The sequence below is a fragment of the Streptomyces thermodiastaticus genome (assembly GCF_014656135.1).
In the GTDB taxonomy this organism is placed as follows: domain Bacteria; phylum Actinomycetota; class Actinomycetes; order Streptomycetales; family Streptomycetaceae; genus Streptomyces; species Streptomyces thermodiastaticus.
Window position 1 is genome coordinate 39,685 of the sequence record NZ_BNBV01000013.1, and the last position, 17,441, is coordinate 57,125.

Below are 17,441 nucleotides of genomic sequence, written 5' to 3' on the forward strand. Positions count from 1 at the left end.
GGCGCAGATCGCTCCCGTCACCGCAGCAACGACGCCGCACCCGAAGGAAGTCTCCGCATGGCCACCCTCTCCGTCGCCGCCGTCCTCGCCGAGAACGCCCGTCGCCGCCCGCACAAGACCGCCCTCGTCGAGGGCGAGGTGCGGCACAGCTTCGCCGAGGTCTGGCAGCGGGCCCGCGCCCAGGCCGGCGCGCTGGCCGAGCGCGGGGTGCGGCCGGGAGACCGGGTCGCGCTGATGGCCCCCAACACCGCCGAGTTCCCGGTGGCGTACTACGCGATCGCCGCCGCCGGCGCGGTCGTCGTCCCCGTCCATCTGCTGCTGTCGGCGCCCGAGGTGGAGCACGTCCTGAAGGACAGCGGCGCCCGTCTGCTGCTGTGCCACCCGGCGCAGGCCGACACGGGTACCGCCGCCGCCCGGGCGGCGGGCGTCGACGTCGTCACCCTCGGCGAGGAGTTCGGCCGGCTCGCCGCCGACGCCGAACCGCTTCCGTCCTACGTCACCCGCGACGCCGACGACCCGGCCGTCGTCTTCTACACCAGCGGCACCACCGGCGTCCCCAAGGGCGCCGTGCTCAGCCACTTCAACCTGGTGATGAACGCGACCGTCAACGCCTTCGACGCCAACGACGTCCGCCCCGACGACATCGCGCTCGGCGCACTGCCGCTCTTCCACGCCTTCGGGCAGACGGTCTCGCTGAACTCCACGTGGCGGGCCGGGGCGACACTCGTGCTGCTGCCGCGCTTCGACGCCGCCCGCGCGATCGAGCTGATGGTGAAGGAGGGCGTGAACACCTTCCACGGCGTGCCGACGATGTTCGTGGCGCTGGCCGCCGCCGCGCAGGAGGCCGACGCGCTGCCCGAGCTGCGGGTGTGCGTCTCCGGCGGCGCCTCGCTGCCGGTGGCGGTGCTGGAACGTTTCGAGGCGGCCTTCGGCGCGAAGATCCACGAGGGGTACGGGCTGTCGGAGACGTCCCCGGCGGCGGCCGTGAACCAGCCGGTGTTCGGCGTCAAGCCCGGCACCGTCGGCCACCCGCTGTGGGGCGTGGACGTGGAGATCGCCCGCGCCGAGGCCGAGGACCGGATCGAACTGCTGGCGCCCGGCGAGCTGGGCGAGGTGGTGGTGCGCGGACACAACGTCTTCTCCGGCTACCTCGGCCGCCCCGAGGCCACCGCCGAGGCCCTGGTCGACGGCTGGTTCCGCACCGGCGACCTGGGCACCAAGGACGACGAGGGGTTCATCCGGATCGTCGACCGCAAGAAGGACGTCGTCATCCGCGGCGGCTACAACGTCTACCCGCGCGAGGTCGAGGAGGTGCTGCTGCGTCACCCCGCCGTCGCGCAGGTCGCCGTCATCGGCGTGCCCGACGACCTGCACGGCGAGGAGGTGTGCGCGGTCGTCGTCCCCGCACCCGGCACCGACGTGGCACCGGACGAGATCGTCGCCTGGTCCAAGGAGCGGCTGGGCCGGCACAAGTACCCGCGGCGCGTGGAGATCACCGACGCGCTGCCGCTCGGCCCGAGCATGAAGGTGCTCAAGCGGGAACTGCGGGCCCGGTACGCGGGTGCCTGAGACGCGGTCCCGCCCGCAGGAGGCCGCCGGCCGGCACACCGACGACTGCCGCGTGCCGTCCGGCGGGCCCGCCCGCCCCTGGTGAGCGGTCACCTGGCGAGACGGCCCTGCCGCCGCGCGCCCGTCCGCACCTAGCATCGGTCTTCGCATGGACACGATCATCCAGTGGCACCTGAGCGGATGGGGCTTCGCGGCGCTCGCCTGCGCGGCCCTGCTGGTCGGCTTCTCCAAGACGGCGGTCAGCGGGGCCAACACGGTCAGCCTCGCGATCTTCGCCGCCGTCCTGCCCGCCCGCGCCTCCACCGGCGTGCTGCTGCCGGTGCTCATCGCCGGTGACGTGCTGGCCGTCCTCACCTACCGGCGGCACGCCCACTGGCCCACGCTGTGGCGGCTGTTCCCGGCGGTCGCGGTCGGCGTGGTGGCCGGAACCCTGTTCCTGACCTGGGCCGACGACGCCGTGATGCGGACCTCCATCGGAGTGATCCTGCTGCTGATGGCGGCCGTCACCGTGGTGCGGCGGCGGACGGCCGGACGCGAGCGCGAGCAGGACACGGTCACCACCCGCGCCGGCCGCCTCAAGGCCCGCTCCTACGGCGTCCTCGGCGGCTTCACCACCATGGTCGCCAACGCGGGCGGTCCGGTGATGTCGATGTATCTGCTGTCGGCCGGCTTCCGGAAGCTCGGCTTCCTTGGCACCTCGGCCTTCTTCTTCCTCGTGGTCAATGTCTCGAAGGTGCCGTTCAGCGCGGGACTCGGCCTGATCGACGGCCGCTCGCTCGTCCTGGACGCGGCCCTGGCGGTGTTCGTCGTGCCCGGCGCGCTGATCGGCAGGTGGGCCGTGCGCCGCATCGACCAGCGGTTGTTCGAGCAGCTGGTGGTGGCGGCGACGGTCGTGGGCGGCCTGCAGCTGCTGCTCGCCTAGACGCCGTCCGGGAGGGTCCGGGCGCCGTCCGGTCCCCGTCGTCCGGCATGCACCGTCCGCCTCGCCCTCGTGGCCGCCGCGAACCGGCCGGAGGCCGGCGGGTGCGCTCTGTCGTGGGTGATCCTGCTCGGGCGGGACACCGGCCGAGGTCATGGCCGACGGCAACGGCCGGAGAACCGCACGGCCTGCCGGACGCCGCCCCTGGTCCTACCCCGCGGATCAGGCCGGGCTCGCGGTGCCGGGGGTGCGTGTGCTCCCCGGTCCGGCCCGGTCGGTCCGGCCTGATCCGCCTGATCGGAACGAAAGGCCCTCGCCGGGGCGAGGACCCCCTCAGAGGCTGTCTACGCCGTCGGCGCCGCGACCGAGGCGACCGCGCGGCCCAGAGCCTCGCGGACCCGGTCGTAACGCTGCACGTCCGACCAGACGTCGGCGCGCCGTGTCCTGCCGGAACAGCAGTTCCACAGGCTTGCCACGAGTCCGGTCAGCAGCGGGATGAACAGCCAGCTCAGTGGGTCCAAGATCGTCCTTCCTCTCCCGTGTGATCAGTGGGTAGGGCGACCATGACATACGTGATCAGTTCTACATATTGGTACGAAGACCGACCTTCTGCTTTTCACTCGTAAGGATCCCAGGCACCTCCGGGTGCGTTCCGAAGGCCGGGCCGGGGTGGCGGGCGAAGCACCGGACAGTGGTCCGTGACACGCCAAGTGATCGTTAAGATGGGCGCGCTGTGAGGGTGGGACTCTTCTGGGATTGAGGCGGTCTACGGGTGCTGGTGGCGGATCGGTACCGGCTGCACACGGTCATCGGTCGGGGCGGGATGGGCGAGGTCTGGCGGGCCCAGGACGAGGTCCTCGGCCGGCCGGTCGCGGTCAAGCTGCTGCTGAGCGATGTGGCCGACGCCTCGGCGGAGGCCCGCTTCCGGATGGAGGCGCAGACCTCCGCACGGCTGAACCACCCGAACGTGGTGGGCACCCTCGACTTCGGCACCTGGCAGGGCCGCTGCTTCCTGGTCATGGAACTGGTCGACGGCGGCAGCCTCGCCGGTGAACTGGCCGCAGGCGGACCGCTGACGCCGGAGCGTTTGGCCCAGGTCGCCCAGCAGGCCGGCGAGGGCCTGGCCGCGGCGCACGCCCAGGGCATCGTGCACCGGGACGTCAAACCCGGCAACCTGCTCAGCGACCACGACGGCACCGTGCGCATAGGCGACTTCGGCATCGCGCGCTTCGTTGACGACCCCTCCGCCGGACTCACCACCACCGGGCAGATCGTCGGCACCGGGCTGTACCTGGCACCCGAGCGGGCCATCGGCACGCCCGCCACCCCCGCCTCCGACATCTACTCCCTGGGCTGCGTGCTCTACCAACTGGCCGTCGGAAGACCGCCGTTCGAGTCGGACACCGCCACCGCCCTGCTGTACCAGCACGTCGACGCCCCGCCCGTGCCGCCCAACCAGCGCGGGGCCGCGCTGCCGCCGGCCTTCGAGAACTATCTGCTGGGCATGCTCGCCAAGCGGCCCGAGGAACGCCCCACGGCCCGCCAGGTCGCCGACTGGTTCCGCGGCGGCGCCTGGCGCGGCACCGCGGAACCCCTGCCCCCGGAGCAGCCCGGCCAGGTGCTGGAACCCTACGCGGCCGCCCGGCCGGCACTGCACCACGGCGCGGCGCCCGCGCCGCTCGCGGGCACGGCGGCCGGCGTCGTCGACCCGCCGGCGCCGCCCGTCCTGGACACCGGCTGGCACACCACCGTGCACCGCGTCCCGGCGCGCCGTCCCGCCCTGGCAGGACCGCTGCGCCGCCACCGCCGTCTCGTCGCCGTCCTGGCCGGCGCCCTGCTGTTCGTCTGCGCTCTGCTGCTCGGCATGAACCTGTTCTGATCCCCGGTTGCCGTCTCCTCTGCGGCCCCGGCCTGGTGCCGGACGCGGGGTGTCCACAGGGGCTGCGTCGTCCGGGCCCCGCTGACGTACCCTGCGGGCATGCGGATCTCCGTCTCCTCCGACATGGACGAACCCGTGGCGCGCGCCCTGGTCGCCCGGCTGCGCGAACGCGGGCACGAGGTGGTCACTCACGGCGCGCTGCGGCCCGGGGACGACCCGCAGTGGGCGGCCTGCTCCGAGGCCGCCGCCCGCGACGTCGCCGAGGGCCGCAGCGACCAGGCCGTGGTGTGCTGCTGGACCGGCACGGGCGCCTCCATCGCCGCGAACAAGGTGCCCGGCGTCCGGGCGGCCCTGTGCACCGACGCGTACACCGCCGAGGGCGCGCGCCGCTGGAACGACGCCAACGTCCTCGCCCTCGGGCTGCGCCTGACCTCCGAGCCGCTGCTGGCCGAGATCCTCGACGCCTGGTTCGCGGCGAGCCCGAGCACGGACCCCGAGGACCGGGAGAACGTCCAACGCGTCGGACGCCTCGACGCCGCCGGCCGCACGGCATCCGTGACGGCGGCCGACGGCGACCGCTGAGACCGGGGCCGGTCCGCCGGGTCACCGGCGCCGTCGGCGCATCGGTCACGTCCGGGGCACCGCCTCGGCCCGCACCAGCCGTGCCAGCGCATCCGCGCGGAACAGCGCACGCCCTGCCGCGATCCGGCGCTCCCGCTCCGGGCCCGGCCGGGTGAGCCGGTCCAGCGCGCCCAGCAGCGCGGCCTCGTCCGCCGCGAACTCGGACACCCCGAGCGCCGCCATACGGCGGACACCCTCCGCGCCGTGGCCGGGCAGCGGCCGGTGGGCGACCACCGGCAGCCCGGCGGCCAGCGCCTGGACCGCGGTCTGGCCGGCCGCGTTGTCCACCAGGGCGGCGCACGCATGCAGCAGCCCGGGCATGTCCGTCACCCAGCCGGGGGTGAGCACCCCCGGGACGCCGGACAGCGCACGCCGCAGCCGCTCGTTGCGCCCGCACAGCACCACCGGCGCAAAGCCGTGCGCGGCCAGCAGCCGCGCGGTGCCGGGCAGCCGCTCCCCGGCACCCCAGGCGCCCGCGGAGACCAGCACCGCGGGCCGTCCCGGCGCCGCCCGCTCCAGGCGGCGCCGCCACCCGGGTGTCGTCGGCCCCTCGGCGAAGAACTCCGGCGCGACCACCGGGCCCACGGCCTCCGCCGGACGGCCCAGGCCCCGCGCGACCTGACGGGCCGTCTCCTCCGTCAGACACAGGTGCAGGTCGTTGCCCGGATGCAGCCACTGGCGGTGCACGGCGAAGTCCACGATCACCACCGCGCCGGGCACCTCGAGCACCCCGCGCTCGCGCAGATGCCCGGTGAGCTGCGCGGCCAGATGGAAGACGGACACCACCACATCGGCCCGTGTACGGCGCACCAGCTCCATCAGGGGCCTCGCCGCCAGCCGCGCCAGCGGAGTACCGCTCGGGCGGGGGGAGGGGCCCGGCCGCAGGAAGAAGTCGTAGATCCCGGCGTACACCCAGGGACAGTGGCGGACGGCGCCCTGATAGAAGCCGCGCAGCCCGCTCCCCAGGCCCCGGGGCAGCAACTGAAGCACATCGACGACGTGCGCCTGTCCGCCCGCCGCGCGTGCCCGGCGCGCCAGCTCCGCCGCCACCGTGTCGTGTCCGGCGCCCATGCTCGCACTCAGCACGAGCAGCCGTTCGGCCTCGGCGGCGCCCGGTCCGGCCGCGGCAGCGGGCGCACGCGCCGTGGACGGCGCCGGGGGTGCCGGCGCGCGCGCACCGTGAGTTCCGGGTGCGTCGGACACGGGGGCGTGCGCCCGCGCCCGCGGGTCGGGCACAGGCGTGTTCACACCCTCGCGAGCGGCGGGCAGGGGTGGCGGCGACAGCGATTCGGACGACACTGGTAGTGAGTAACCCTCACCCACCGCAGTCAAACGGACGGGCACGCCCCGGCCCTTGCCGCGTTTCGGCACCGGCCCCCGGGATACTTCACCCGTCGGCACGGAGTTCCCGGACCGCCGGGGCCGCAGCGGCGGCCCCCGTATCCGTCGAGACAGAGGTGCTTCCCGATGACTCAAGCCCCCTCCAGCGTCCGGTCCGGCCCCGGGAGGCCGCTCGAGGCACCCGCGACGCCGAGCACGGCGCGCCGCCGCGCGGCCGACGGCGCGGTGACCGGCGGGGGCGCCCTGGTGACCGGCGCCTCCTCCGGGATCGGCGCCGCCGTCGCCAGACGGCTCGCCGCGGAGGGCGGCTGGCGGCTCGTCCTCAACGGCCGGGACCGCGCCCGCCTGGAGGAAGTCGCCCACCAGACCTCGGCCGTCGTCTACCCGGCGGACCTGTGCGGCCCGGGGGCCGAGCAGCGCCTGGCCGAGTTCGCTCTGGACAGCGTGGGAGAGGTCGACCTGCTGGTGGCCGGCGCGGGCATCGGCTGGGCCGGGCCGTTCAGCACGATGCCGCACCCCGCGATCGACGAGGTGTTCGACGTCAATGTGCTGGCCACCGTCCATCTCGTGCGGCTGCTGCTGCCCCACATGGTCCGGCAGGGATCCGGACGGGTCGTCATCATCGGCTCCCTGGCCGGCACGGTCGGCGTGCGCGACGAGGCGGTCTACTCGGCCGCGAAGGCCGCCCTGGCCACCTTCGCCGACGCCGTGCGCTACGAGCTGCGCGGCACCGGCGTCGGCATCAGCCATGTGGTGCCCGGCGTGGTGGACACGCCGTTCTTCGAGCGCCGCGGGGTGCCCTACCGGCGGTCCCGGCCGAAACCCGTGCCGGCCAGCCGGGTCGCGGACGCGGTGTGGGAGGCGGTCGCCCACGGCCGCGACGAGGTGTACGTGCCCGGCTGGACCCGGGTGCCGGGCCGGGTCAGAGCCATCGCCCCCGCGCTGTACCGCCGCCTGGCCGCACGCTTCGGCTGACCCCGCCCCGAGAACGGTGCCGGGCACGGGGCGATGACGCGTCGCCGGCACGGGACACGCACCGTCCGCCGGACGCGGAGTGCCCCCGTCCGCCGCGGTCCCCCGGCCGGCGGACGGCCGGACGCGGGATCGTCCACCCGGCCGGCGGCCGGACGCCGCCGTCGTGCCGTCACTCCCGCGGGACATCCCGGTCCGGCGAGGGCTCGGCCCGGTGCCGCCCGGGGAGCACCTGCCCACGACGTGCCGCACGCGCCCCCGGCCGGCGCCCCACCGCACGCGGACGACACGGACCGTTCCGCCCGGCAGCGGCCCGGACGCGGGAGCGCAGGCCGGTGGTCGCCGACGCGCCGCCGCCCACCCGCGCGGCACGCGGTGCGCACCGCCGCGACCGCGCCCGCAGTCGGCCGGCGGACCGGCGACGCCCAGCCGAGAAGGAGGGACCCAGTGGGACAACAGGGCAGGGCATTGATGCCTCCCGTGGCAGCGGCGCTCGCGCCGGCCGCCGCCGTCGCGCCGGCCGCCGCCGTCGCGGCGGCCCACATCGTGCCGGCCGCGACCTGGCTGCCGCGGCTGCGCGCGCTGTGCTTCCCGCGCCTGGCCGGGCTGGGCCGCCCCGACCATGTCGCGCTCACCTTCGACGACGGCCCCGACCCGCGCTCCACGCCGTACTTCCTGGACACGCTCGACCGGCTGGGCGTCCGCGCCACCTTCTTCGTCCTGGGGGAGCATGCCGCCCGGTTCCCCGAGCTGACCGGTGACATCGCCCGGCGGGGACACGAACTCGCCGTGCACGGCTGGACCCACAGCCGCCCCTGGCTCCCGGCACCCGCCCGAGACCTGGCGGAGATCGCGCGCGCCGCCCGCGCGGTGCGGGACATCACGGGCCGTCAGCCGCTGTGGTACCGCCCGCCCTACGGCATCCTGACCGGCGGCCGCTGGGCGGCGGGCCGGCGCCTGGGCCTGCGTCCGGTGCTGTGGACGGCCTGGGGACGGGACTGGACCGCGGACGCCACCCCCGCCACCGTGCGGGCCACCGTGAGCGTGGACCTCGCAGGCGGCGGCACGATCCTTCTGCACGACTCGGACCGCGCGTCGGCCCCCGGCTGCTGGCGCGCCGCCCTGGGTGCCCTGCCCGCCCTGGTCGTCGGCTGCCGGGACGCGGGGTGGGAGGTCGGCACCCTGGCGGAACACGCGGTCGGCGGGCACGAGACGGGACACCCCGAGGACCGACGGGCGGACTGCCCGCCGGACACCGCCCGCCGGGCCGCACCGCGAGACCCCCGGCGGCCCGCCGCCGGCCGGCGCTGACCCTGCCCCTCCCCGCCGCCGGACCTCCGCCTGACCCCGTAGGCTCGGCGGCATGCCTGCGCACGTCCTGGTCCTCGGCGGCACCACCGAGGCACGCGAACTGGCCGCGGCACTCGCGGCGCACACCGGTGTCCGGGTGACCAGCTCGCTGGCCGGCCGGGTGAGCCGGCCGGGCGCCCTCGCGGGGCAGGTGCGCACCGGAGGCTTCGGCGGAGCGGACGGCATGGCGGCCTGGATACGGGACCACCACGTCACCGCCGTCGTCGACGCCACCCACCCCTTCGCCCGCTCGGTCACCCGCAACGCGGCCGACGCGGCCCGGGCCACCGGGATCCCGCTGGTGGTGCTGCGCCGCCCCGGCTGGCAGCCGGGCCCCGGCGACCGCTGGCACCACGTGGCCTCGCAGACCGCCGCGGCGGACCTGCTGCCCGGGCTGGGCCGCCGGGTGTTCCTCACCACGGGACGGCTGGGCGTTGCCGCGTTCGCCCGCCTGACGGACCTGCATTTCGTGCTGCGGTCGGTGGAACCGCCCGAGCCGCCGATGCCGCCCCGCCTGACGGTGCTGCTGGCCCGGGGACCGTTCACCGTGCCCGAGGAGACGGCCCTGCTGCGGGAGCACCGCATCGACGTGCTGGTGACCAAGGACAGCGGCGGCACCGCCACGGCCGCCAAACTCACCGCCGCGCGCCGCCTCGGCCTGCCGGTCGTCGTCGTACGGCGGCCACCGCTGCCGGACGGCGTGACCGCGGTCCCGAACGTGCCGGCGGCCCTGGCGCTGCTGGACCTGCCCGCACGATGAGTGACCCGGCGCCGCCCGGCCGGGGCGCGATACAGCCCCGCACCCCCGCCCTGTCAGTGCCGCGGCCCGCAGGCCCTCACTGCTCCGGCCGCCGACGGCGCAGCAGGTAGGTGTCCATGATCCAGCCCTTGCGCGCACGAGCCTCGGCCCGCAGCCGCTCGATGCGCGGCCCGGCCTCGGCGAGAGGACCGGAGTCGAGGATCTCGTCGGGTGTGCCGAGGTAGGCACCCCAGTAGATGTCGATGTCCTGGTCGGCGTACGCCCGGAAGGCCTGGTGGGCGTCCAGCATCACCACCACGTCGTCCACGCCCTCCGGGAACCCCTCGGCGAGCCTGCGGCCGGTGGTGATCTGCACCGGACGGGCCACCCGGTTCAGCCCCGTGCGGTGCCGTGCGGCCAGGGCCGAGACGCTGCTGATGCCCGGTATGACGTCGTAGTCGAAGGCGACCGCCCCTCGCGCCAGCACCTCCTCCAGGATCCCCAGGGTGCTGTCGTACAACGCCGGATCGCCCCACACCAGGAACGCGCCGCGCTCGTCCTCGCCCAGCTCCTCGGCGATCAGCCGCTCGTAGATGTCCGCGCGGGCGCTGCGCCAGTCACCGACGGCGGGGGAGTAGGCCGCGCCGCCCGCCGACCGGTCCCGCTCCGGGTCCCGCGCCTCCACCACCCGGTACGTCCCCTCCGGCACGTGCGTGCGCAGGATGTCCCGGCGCAGCCGCACGAGGTCCGCCTTCACCTCGCCCTTGTCCAGGACGAAGAACACGTCCGTCTCGCGCAGCGCCCTGACCGCCTGCAGGGTCAGCTGCTCGGGGTCGCCCGCACCGATACCGATGACATGGATCTTTCGCACACCCCGAGTCTGCCGTACCCCACCGACACCGCCTCCACCGGCGCCGCACCGACCACGACGGCCGGGCGTACGCACCGACCCTGACGACCGGGCTCACGCACCGCCCGCGACGATCCATCCGACTCAGCCTCAGCCACGCTCCGGCGCCGCCTCGCCCCGCAGCCGGGGCGCGTGCTCCGCCGCGTCCACCGGCCGCGCCCCGCCGCGGCTCTCCACCAGCCCCGCCAGGTCCCGGGCCCACCCCACCAGACCGGCCGTGTCCATGCCGTGCGGGCGGCGCACCCCGGTCTCCGCCACCCACTCCCGCACCGCGCCCGCGCCGCGCCGCAGCAGCCGGGCCCCGCCGGTGGCGTTGCCACGCGCCGCGTGCGTCAGGCCGACCGCGAGCTGGGCCAGCCCGCGCCACAGGATCCGCTCCGAGCCCGGCCCGGACTTCCAGGCGTCCTCGAAGACCTCGTGGGCGTGGAACGGCCGGCCGGCGTCCAGCAGGGCCTGGGCCTCGGCGACGGTCTCGGCCGGGGTGCGCACGACGCCCTCCGGCTGCCGGGGCACGCCCTCGGCGTCGTAGGGCAGCGGGCGCCCCAGCCCGTCGCGCGGCCGGGCACTGCGCGCCCGCCCCTCACTGTCCCGGTCGCGGTCCCGGTCGCGGTCCGCCCGGCTCCGTCCCTCCCGGTCCGTGCCCAGGTCGTCCCGGTGGCTCTCACCCCGCGCGTCGGCCGGACGGCCGGAGGATGTGCTGCTCATATGCCGATTGTCCCCCGGCCTTCTGCGCCCCCTAGTCGAGGCCTTTGAGCAGCTGGTCGCGGTCGGTCCAGTGGAACGCGGCGCCCGTCACGGCCAGCCGGACTTGACCGAGGTCGAGGGTGTGCGGGGTGGTGGAGTCGCCCTGCACCCAGGTGATGTTGGTGCTGCCGGCTTCGTCGGCGAGCTTGCGGCCTTCGGCGAGCATGCCGGGCTCAGGGTCGACGGCGATGACCTCGCCGACGAGGTTCGGCAAGGACGGACACCTGGGCTCCGCCTCCTGCAAGTGCGGCAGCGCATGCCCCTCGTCGTGGGCGCGGCCGGCCAGCACGGCGGCCCTGAGATGCAACTGCCCGGTGACCACCCGCTGCAGAGACTCCTCCGCCTGCCCGAGCGTGGACAACCCCTGGGAGACGAGCCGCTGACCAGTGCGGTACTTGCCCTCACGCAGGGGGTGAGCGCCCGCAGGTACTGGTACACACCCCCAGCACGGCGCTGGAGCCGCGCTGAGCGGCCCAGTCCAGACGGGCCAGCGACAGCTGCGCCGGGTCCGAGAAGCCGAGCTTCGTGGCGACGTCGTACGCGGTCCGGTACAACGAGGCGAGCGTCAGCCATGCCTCGCTGGTGCCGCGCGATGCGCAGCAGTCGTGGCCTCCTCGATGAGGCCGGCGACCTCGCTGGCCGCCTTCTTGAATTCCCCGTTGCGCACGGCCAGGCACAACGCGCGCTGCGCGCCTGGATGTCCGGATCAGCCCCGAGGTCGTAGACGTCGAGTGCCTCCCGGATAGGCCGGATGAGCACGTCCAGCTCGTCGGCGCGCAGCTCACTCGCGTAGGGCTGGCCGACGACGGTGGCCACATCGACCCGCATGGCGCGCGCACATGCAGCGATGACGTGGGGGTGGGAGGAATGACCCCCTGTTCCGTCTTCGTCAGGGTGCTGTAGGGGACACCCGACAGCTCGGACAGGGCTCTTTGAGTGAGGTGTCGTTACCGTCGTAGACGCGCGATCCGACGGTATTCCACGATGGCCTTCAGGCCCCGCCCGCCGAGTGCGGTAAAGTGGCCTTCGCGCACTCGGGCGGGTGACCGCCGGTGAGCGTATCGGGACGTGGCGCAGCTTGGTAGCGCACTTGACTGGGGGTCAAGGGGTCGCAGGTTCAAATCCTGTCGTCCCGACAGTACGAAGGGTCTTCGTGGACAGGGTCCGCGAAGACCCTTCTCGTGTATCGGGCGAATCGGGTGTGGCGCACGGGGAGTCGCCGGCACGGTCGGCGATCACTGGCACAGAACGGCGGCGTCCGGTCCTGCTCGGTACGGCGGCGCGTGTGGAAGCGGCTGTGCTGTCCGCCGGTGGTACGTCGTCCGTAACGGCGTGCCGCGGCACCGGCGGACCACGCTCACACACGGCGGACCGGCCCCCTCACAGATGACACCCTCACAGATGACGCCGCCGCCCCGCCGCCTCGCGCACATAGGTCTCGCGGGCCCGGATCGCCGCCTCGCGGGTGGAGGTGCCGGCCACCGGGACGTCCCACCAGGCCTCGGCCGGGGGAGCGGTCGGGGTGGGGTCCGTCTCGACGTACACGCACGTCGGGCGGTCGGACGCGCGGGCCGTGCGCAGGGCCTCGCGCAGCTCGCCCACGGTCTTGGCGCGCAGCACGTCCATGCCGAGGCTGGCCGCGTTGGCGGCGAGGTCGACCGGGAGCGGGTCGCCGGTGAAGGTGCCGTCGGCGGCGCGGTAGCGGTAGGCGGTGCCGAAGCGTTCGGCGCCCACCGACTCCGACAGGCCGCCGATGGAGGCGTACCCGTGGTTCTGCAGCAGGACCACGGTGACCGGCAGGCCCTCCTGCACCGCGGTGACGATCTCGGTCGGCATCATCAGGTAGGTGCCGTCGCCGACCAGGGCCCACACCGGGGTGCCGGGGGCGGCCTGCTGCACGCCGATGGCCGCCGGGATCTCGTAGCCCATGCAGGAGTAGCCGTACTCCAGGTGGTACTGGCGCGGTGAGCGGGCCCGCCAGAGTTTGTGCAGGTCGCCGGGGAGCGAGCCGGCCGCGTTGATCACCACGTCCTCGTCGCCGACCACCTCGTCCAGCGCGCCGATCACCTGGGTCTGGGTCGGCTGGGCGCTGTCGTCCTTCGCGCGCAGGGCGGCCTCGACGACCTCCTCCCAGCGCTGCTTGCCGTCGCGGTACTCGGCGGCGTAGGCGTCCGCCACGCGGTGTCCGGCCAGGGCGTCGCGCAGTGCGGTCAGGCCGGTGCGGGCGTCGCAGACGACCGTGGCGGCGGCCAGTTTGTGCGCGTCGAACGCGGTGATGTTGAGGTTGACGAAGCGGACGTGAGGGTGCTGGAACAGGGTGCCGGAGGCCGTGGTGAAGTCGGTGTAGCGGGTGCCCACGCCGATGACCAGGTCGGCGGTGCGGGCCAGGTGGTCGGCGACCGCGGTGCCGGTGTGGCCGATGCCGCCGACGTCGGCCGGGTGGTCGTGGCGCAGGGAGCCCTTGCCGGCCTGGGTGGAGGCGACCGGGATGCCGGTGGCGTCCGCCAGGGCCGCCAGCGCCTCCTCGGCCGCGCTGTGGTGGACGCCGCCGCCGGCCACGATCAGCGGACGCCGTGCCGCCCGGATCGCGTCGGCCGCCGCGGCGAGCTCGGCCGGGTCGGGGGCGGGACGCCGGATGCGCCACACCCGTTCGGCGAAGAACTCCTCCGGCCAGTCGAACGCCTCGGCCTGCACGTCCTGCGGCAGGGCGAGGGTGACCGCGCCGGTCTCCGCCGGGTCGGTCAGCACCCGCATCGCCTGCAGCGCGGACGGGATCAGGGCCTCGGGGCGGGTGATCCGGTCGAACCAGCGGGAGACCGGGCGCAGCGCGTCGTTGACCGACACGTCCGCCTGCGCCGGGTGCTCCAGCTGCTGCAGCAGCGGGTCGGCGGTGTGCGCGGCGAAGTAGTCGCCGGGCAGCAGCAGCACCGGCAGACGGTTGATGGTGGCCAGCGCGGCACCGGTGACCAGGTTGGTGGCGCCCGGGCCGATGGAGGTGGTCACCGCCTGTGTGGCCAGCCGGCCGCGCTGCCGGGCGAAGCCCACGGCCGCGTGCACCATCGCCTGCTCGTTGCGGCCCTGGTGGAACGGCATGACGTCCGCGTATTCGACCAGCGCCTGGCCGAGACCGGCGACATTGCCGTGGCCGAAGACGCCCCAGGTGCCGGCGATCAGCCGCTGCCGTTCCCCGTCCCGCTCGGTGTACTGGGCGGCGAGAAACCGCACGAGGGCCTGGGCGACGGTCAGCCGGATCGTCGCCGTGTTCTGTGTCGTGCTCGGCTCGCTCATCGGGACCTCACGAGGACGGGGTGGTGTACAGGGGAAGGCGGGCGTCGACGGGCTGGGCGGGCCAGGTGCCGCGGATCCAGGCGTGGTCGGGATGGTCGCGGATCAGCCAGGCCCGCTCGGTGTCCGGGCCCGCCATGACGTTCAGGTAGTACATGTGGTGGCCGGGCACCGCCATCGACGGGCCGTGCCAGCCGTCCGGGATGAGGACGACGTCGCCGTCGCGGACCTCGGCCAGCACGTCGGTGTTCCTGCCCTGCCCGGACGGCGAGACCCGCTGGTAGCCGAGGCCGGGGACGCCGTCGTGGGCGGCGAACTCGAAGTAGTAGATCTCCTCCAGGACAGACTCCTCGCCCGGCCGGTGCTCGTCGTGCTTGTGCGGCGGGAACGACGACCAGTTGCCGCCCGGAGTGATCACCTCCACGGCGATCAGCTTGTCGCATTCGAACACGTCGGCGGCGGCGAAGTTGTTCACCTGGCGGGAGCAGCCGCCGGTGCCGCGCAGCTCCACGGGCACCCCCTCGGCCGGTCCGTAGCGGGCGGGCAGGCGCCGGGTGCAGCGGGCGCCGGCGAGGGCGAACCGCCCGCCGGCGGCGGAGGACACGGTCGCCCGGGCGTCCCGGGGGACGTACGCGAAGTCGCTGACCGCGTCGAACACACTTGTGCGGCCGGCGAGTTCGAAGGTGTGACCGCCGAAGCCGTCGTCGACGGCCACCGTGCAGGCGCCGGCGAGCGGCAGCACGATCCACTCGCTGTCCCGGGTGTCGACGGTGTGCGAGCCGCCGGCCGACAGGTCGAGGACGCGCAGGTGGGAGTAGCCCCAGCCGGCCGTCTCCGGGCTGACGTGCACGGAATAGGGGCCGTCGGCGGCCTTGCCGGCGGGCAGGTGGTACGGGCTGGTCATCGTGAAGCCTCCAGATCGGCGGGCTCGGTCACGGGGGCGTGGTCCTCACCGGGTACGGTCGGGCGGGCCCGGCTGCCGCTCACAGCAGGCTCACGGCGGTGTCGACCGCCTGCTCGACACTGCCCTCGGCCGGATAGAGCAGGGAGCGGCCCACCACCAGGCCCTGCACGGTGGGCAGCCGCAGCGCCGAGCGCCAGCGTGCGTAGGCCGCCTTCTGGTCGCCGCCGACCTCACCGCCGAGCAGCACGGCCGGCAGCGTCGAGGTCCGCAGGACGGCGGCCATGTCGTCGGGGTCCGCGGTGACCGGCAGCTTCAGCCAGGTGTAGGCGGAGGTGCCGCCCAGGCCCGAGGCGATCGCGATGGCCCGGGTGACGGCCTCCGCGGACAGGTCGTTGACCACCCTTCCGCCCAGGCGGCGGCAGATGAACGGCTCCACGAACACCGGCAGGCCCGCCTCGGCCATCTCGTCGATGGCGCGGGCCGAGGCCTCCAGGGTGGCCAGTGAGCCGGGATCGTCGTAGTCGATGCGCAGCAGCAGCTTGCCGGCGTCGAAACGGAGCCGGGCCAGGTCGCGGGCGCGGTGCCCGGTGAACCGGTCGTCCATCTCGAACGACGCCCCGGCCAGGCCGCCGCGGTTCATGGAGCCCATGACCACCTTGCCGTCGAGCACACCGAGCAGCAGCAGGTCCTCCAGTATGTCGGCGGTGGCCAGCACCCCGTCCACGCCGGGCCGGGACAGGGCCACGCACAGCCGGTTCAGCAGGTCGGCGCGGTCGGCCATGGCCAGCTCCCGGTCGCCCACGCGCAGGGCGCCGCGTGCGGGATGGTCGGCGGCGACGATCATCAGCCGGCCGCTGTCGCCGAGCAGCGGGCGGCGTATCCGGCGGGCGGCGGCCTCGGCGACCGCTTCCGGGTGCCGGGCGCGGATCGCGGTGAGATCGCGGATGCTGACGCTCACAGGTGGGCTCCGTTCAGCGGGACGGCTGCGGTGTTCACGGGACGGATCCCGTCAGGCGGCGGCTCGGGCCAGCAGGTCCTCGACCTCCGCCGGGATGGGCATGGCGGAGGAGCAGGCCAGACGGGAGGCGACCAGGGCACCGGCGGCGTTGGCGTACCGCATCGTCGCCGCCAGGTCCCACCCGGCGAGCAGGCCGTGGCAGAGCGCGCCGCCGAAGGCGTCGCCCGCGCCGAGCCCGTTGACCACCTCGACCGGCACCGGTGGCACCTCGGCCCGGGTGCCGTCGCGGTGCACCGCCAGGACGCCCTTGGGGCCCTGCTTGACCACGGCCAGCTCGACACCGGCCGCCAGCAGCGCCTCGGCGCAGGCGGCGGGCTCGCGCACACCGGTGGCGATCTCGCACTCGTCGAGGTTGCCGACGGCCACGGTGGCGTGCCGCAGCGCCTCGGCGTAGTGCGGGCGGGCCGCGTCCGGATCGGTCCAGAACATCGGGCGCCAGTCCAGGTCGAAGACGGTGATCCCGGCCCTGGCGCGGGCCGCGAGCGCGGCGAGGGTGGCGGACCTGCTGGGCTCCTCGCTCAGCCCGGTGCCGGTCATCCAGAAGATGCGGGCGGAGCGGATCGCGGCCAGGTCGAGTTCGGCGGTGCGGATCTCCAGATCGGGGGCCTTGGGCCGCCGGTAGAAGTACAAGGGGAAGTCGTCCGGGGGGAAGATCTCGCAGAAGGTGATCGGGGTGGGGTAGGCGTCCACCGGTGTCACCCAGCGGTCGTCCACGCCGAACTCGCGCAGCGCCTGGTGCAGATACGTGCCGAAGGGATCCGCCCCGGTGCGGGTGACGACGGCGCTGCGCCGGCCGAGCCGCGCGGCGGCCACCGCCACATTGGCGGCCGACCCCCCGAGGAACTTGCCGAAGGACTCCACCTGCGCCAGGGGTACACCGGACTGGAGGGGGTAGAGATCGACTCCGATACGGCCCATCGTGATCAGGTCGAAGGACGGGACGGACTCGGGCATGGACGCTCCTCGCTGGGCTGGGGTGCACGACCCCGGGAGCCCTGCCACGGTGGAGACGCGGGCCCCGGTGCCTGCCGCCTCCCAGGTGTAGGACGCCGCACGGCACACTGTCAATGTTTTGTACTGACATTCGGACCTGTGGCTCACAACAGGGCATGAAGAGATGTCAGGACAAAGTATTGACAGCGGGCTCGGGCAAGGGTTTGGATCCCGGAGACCTCCCCTCGTCGCACAGT

At 74.6% G+C, this 17,441-nt stretch carries 17 protein-coding genes and 1 tRNA gene; 8 read left to right on the forward strand and 10 right to left on the reverse strand.

The genetic code is table 11. The features are described from left to right. Positions 1-57 precede the first annotated feature (57 nt). Both IE286_RS14140 and IE286_RS14145 read left to right on the forward strand, forming a co-directional pair. Entirely contained in the window at positions 58-1,569 is a 1,512-nt protein-coding gene (locus IE286_RS14140) for a long-chain-fatty-acid--CoA ligase (protein ID WP_189797045.1), read from the forward strand. A gap of 148 nt (positions 1,570-1,717) precedes the next feature. Continuing rightward, positions 1,718-2,491, forward strand: a complete 774-nt coding sequence (locus IE286_RS14145) for a sulfite exporter TauE/SafE family protein (RefSeq protein WP_189797046.1) — start codon at positions 1,718-1,720, stop codon at positions 2,489-2,491. 341 nt (positions 2,492-2,832) lie between these two features. Here IE286_RS14145 and IE286_RS14150 read toward each other — a convergent pair whose 3' ends face one another. Beyond that, entirely contained in the window at positions 2,833-3,009 is a 177-nt protein-coding gene (locus IE286_RS14150; RefSeq protein WP_189797047.1) for a hypothetical protein, read from the reverse strand. A 251-nt stretch (positions 3,010-3,260) separates the two neighbouring features. Between IE286_RS14150 and IE286_RS14155 the strand changes: the two genes are divergently transcribed. Together IE286_RS14155 and IE286_RS14160 are read left to right on the forward strand one after the other, a co-directional pair. Beyond that, a complete protein-coding gene (locus IE286_RS14155; protein ID WP_189797048.1) occupies positions 3,261-4,367 on the forward strand; it encodes a serine/threonine-protein kinase in 1,107 nt (368 codons plus the stop codon). 99 nt (positions 4,368-4,466) lie between these two features. Beyond that, positions 4,467-4,949 carry an RpiB/LacA/LacB family sugar-phosphate isomerase gene (locus IE286_RS14160; RefSeq protein WP_189797049.1) on the forward strand — a complete coding sequence of 161 codons (483 nt, stop codon included), beginning with the start codon at positions 4,467-4,469 and terminating at the stop codon, positions 4,947-4,949. A 45-nt stretch (positions 4,950-4,994) separates the two neighbouring features. Here the strand turns inward: IE286_RS14160 and IE286_RS14165 are convergent, their stop codons facing one another. Beyond that, on the reverse strand, positions 4,995-6,059 hold the full coding sequence (locus IE286_RS14165; protein ID WP_189797050.1) for an MGDG synthase family glycosyltransferase: 1,065 nt from the start codon (positions 6,057-6,059) through the stop codon (positions 4,995-4,997). A gap of 396 nt (positions 6,060-6,455) precedes the next feature. On the opposite strand from IE286_RS14165, the gene IE286_RS14170 reads away from it, so the two are divergent. The 3 genes from IE286_RS14170 (at position 6,456) to IE286_RS14180 (ending at position 9,411) form a co-directional block, all read left to right on the forward strand. Beyond that, complete coding sequence (locus IE286_RS14170; RefSeq protein ID WP_189797051.1) at positions 6,456-7,304, forward strand: SDR family NAD(P)-dependent oxidoreductase; 849 nt, start codon at positions 6,456-6,458, stop codon at positions 7,302-7,304. A gap of 468 nt (positions 7,305-7,772) precedes the next feature. Beyond that, positions 7,773-8,612, forward strand: a complete 840-nt coding sequence (locus IE286_RS14175) for a polysaccharide deacetylase family protein (RefSeq protein WP_189797052.1) — start codon at positions 7,773-7,775, stop codon at positions 8,610-8,612. Between the two features lie 52 nt (positions 8,613-8,664). Beyond that, positions 8,665-9,411 (forward strand): cobalt-precorrin-6A reductase, encoded by a 747-nt coding sequence (locus IE286_RS14180; RefSeq protein WP_189797053.1) that lies wholly within the window; start codon positions 8,665-8,667, stop codon positions 9,409-9,411. Between the two features lie 76 nt (positions 9,412-9,487). Here the strand turns inward: IE286_RS14180 and cobF are convergent, their stop codons facing one another. From cobF to IE286_RS14200, 4 genes are all read right to left on the reverse strand, one after another. Beyond that, a complete protein-coding gene (gene cobF / locus IE286_RS14185) occupies positions 9,488-10,261 on the reverse strand; it encodes a precorrin-6A synthase (deacetylating) (RefSeq protein WP_189797054.1) in 774 nt (257 codons plus the stop codon). 129 nt (positions 10,262-10,390) lie between these two features. Then, positions 10,391-11,005 (reverse strand): DUF309 domain-containing protein, encoded by a 615-nt coding sequence (locus IE286_RS14190; RefSeq protein WP_189797055.1) that lies wholly within the window; start codon positions 11,003-11,005, stop codon positions 10,391-10,393. Between the two features lie 31 nt (positions 11,006-11,036). Further along, the gene (locus IE286_RS14195) at positions 11,037-11,405 is read right to left on the reverse strand and encodes a methyltransferase domain-containing protein (RefSeq protein WP_189797056.1); all 369 of its coding nucleotides are present in this window, start codon (positions 11,403-11,405) and stop codon (positions 11,037-11,039) included. A gap of 40 nt (positions 11,406-11,445) precedes the next feature. Next, complete coding sequence (locus IE286_RS14200) at positions 11,446-11,598, reverse strand: hypothetical protein (protein ID WP_189797057.1); 153 nt, start codon at positions 11,596-11,598, stop codon at positions 11,446-11,448. A 508-nt stretch (positions 11,599-12,106) separates the two neighbouring features. Between IE286_RS14200 and IE286_RS14205 the strand changes: the two genes are divergently transcribed. Further along, positions 12,107-12,180, forward strand: a tRNA-Pro gene (locus tag IE286_RS14205). Between the two features lie 259 nt (positions 12,181-12,439). On the opposite strand, the gene iolD is transcribed toward IE286_RS14205, so the two are convergent. The 4 genes from iolD to iolC all read right to left on the reverse strand — a co-directional run bounded on the left by iolD (position 12,440) and on the right by iolC (position 17,205). Then, on the reverse strand, positions 12,440-14,332 hold the full coding sequence (iolD, locus tag IE286_RS14210) for a 3D-(3,5/4)-trihydroxycyclohexane-1,2-dione acylhydrolase (decyclizing) (RefSeq protein WP_189797058.1): 1,893 nt from the start codon (positions 14,330-14,332) through the stop codon (positions 12,440-12,442). A gap of 7 nt (positions 14,333-14,339) precedes the next feature. Further along, on the reverse strand, positions 14,340-15,233 hold the full coding sequence (gene iolB / locus IE286_RS14215) for a 5-deoxy-glucuronate isomerase (RefSeq protein ID WP_189797059.1): 894 nt from the start codon (positions 15,231-15,233) through the stop codon (positions 14,340-14,342). Positions 15,234-15,312: 79 nt separating this feature from the next. Further along, positions 15,313-16,191 (reverse strand): Cgl0159 family (beta/alpha)8-fold protein, encoded by an 879-nt coding sequence (locus IE286_RS14220; RefSeq protein ID WP_189797060.1) that lies wholly within the window; start codon positions 16,189-16,191, stop codon positions 15,313-15,315. A 51-nt stretch (positions 16,192-16,242) separates the two neighbouring features. Continuing rightward, positions 16,243-17,205, reverse strand: coding sequence for a 5-dehydro-2-deoxygluconokinase (gene iolC / locus IE286_RS14225; protein WP_189797061.1), 963 nt, complete (start codon positions 17,203-17,205; stop codon positions 16,243-16,245). Positions 17,206-17,441 lie beyond the last annotated feature (236 nt).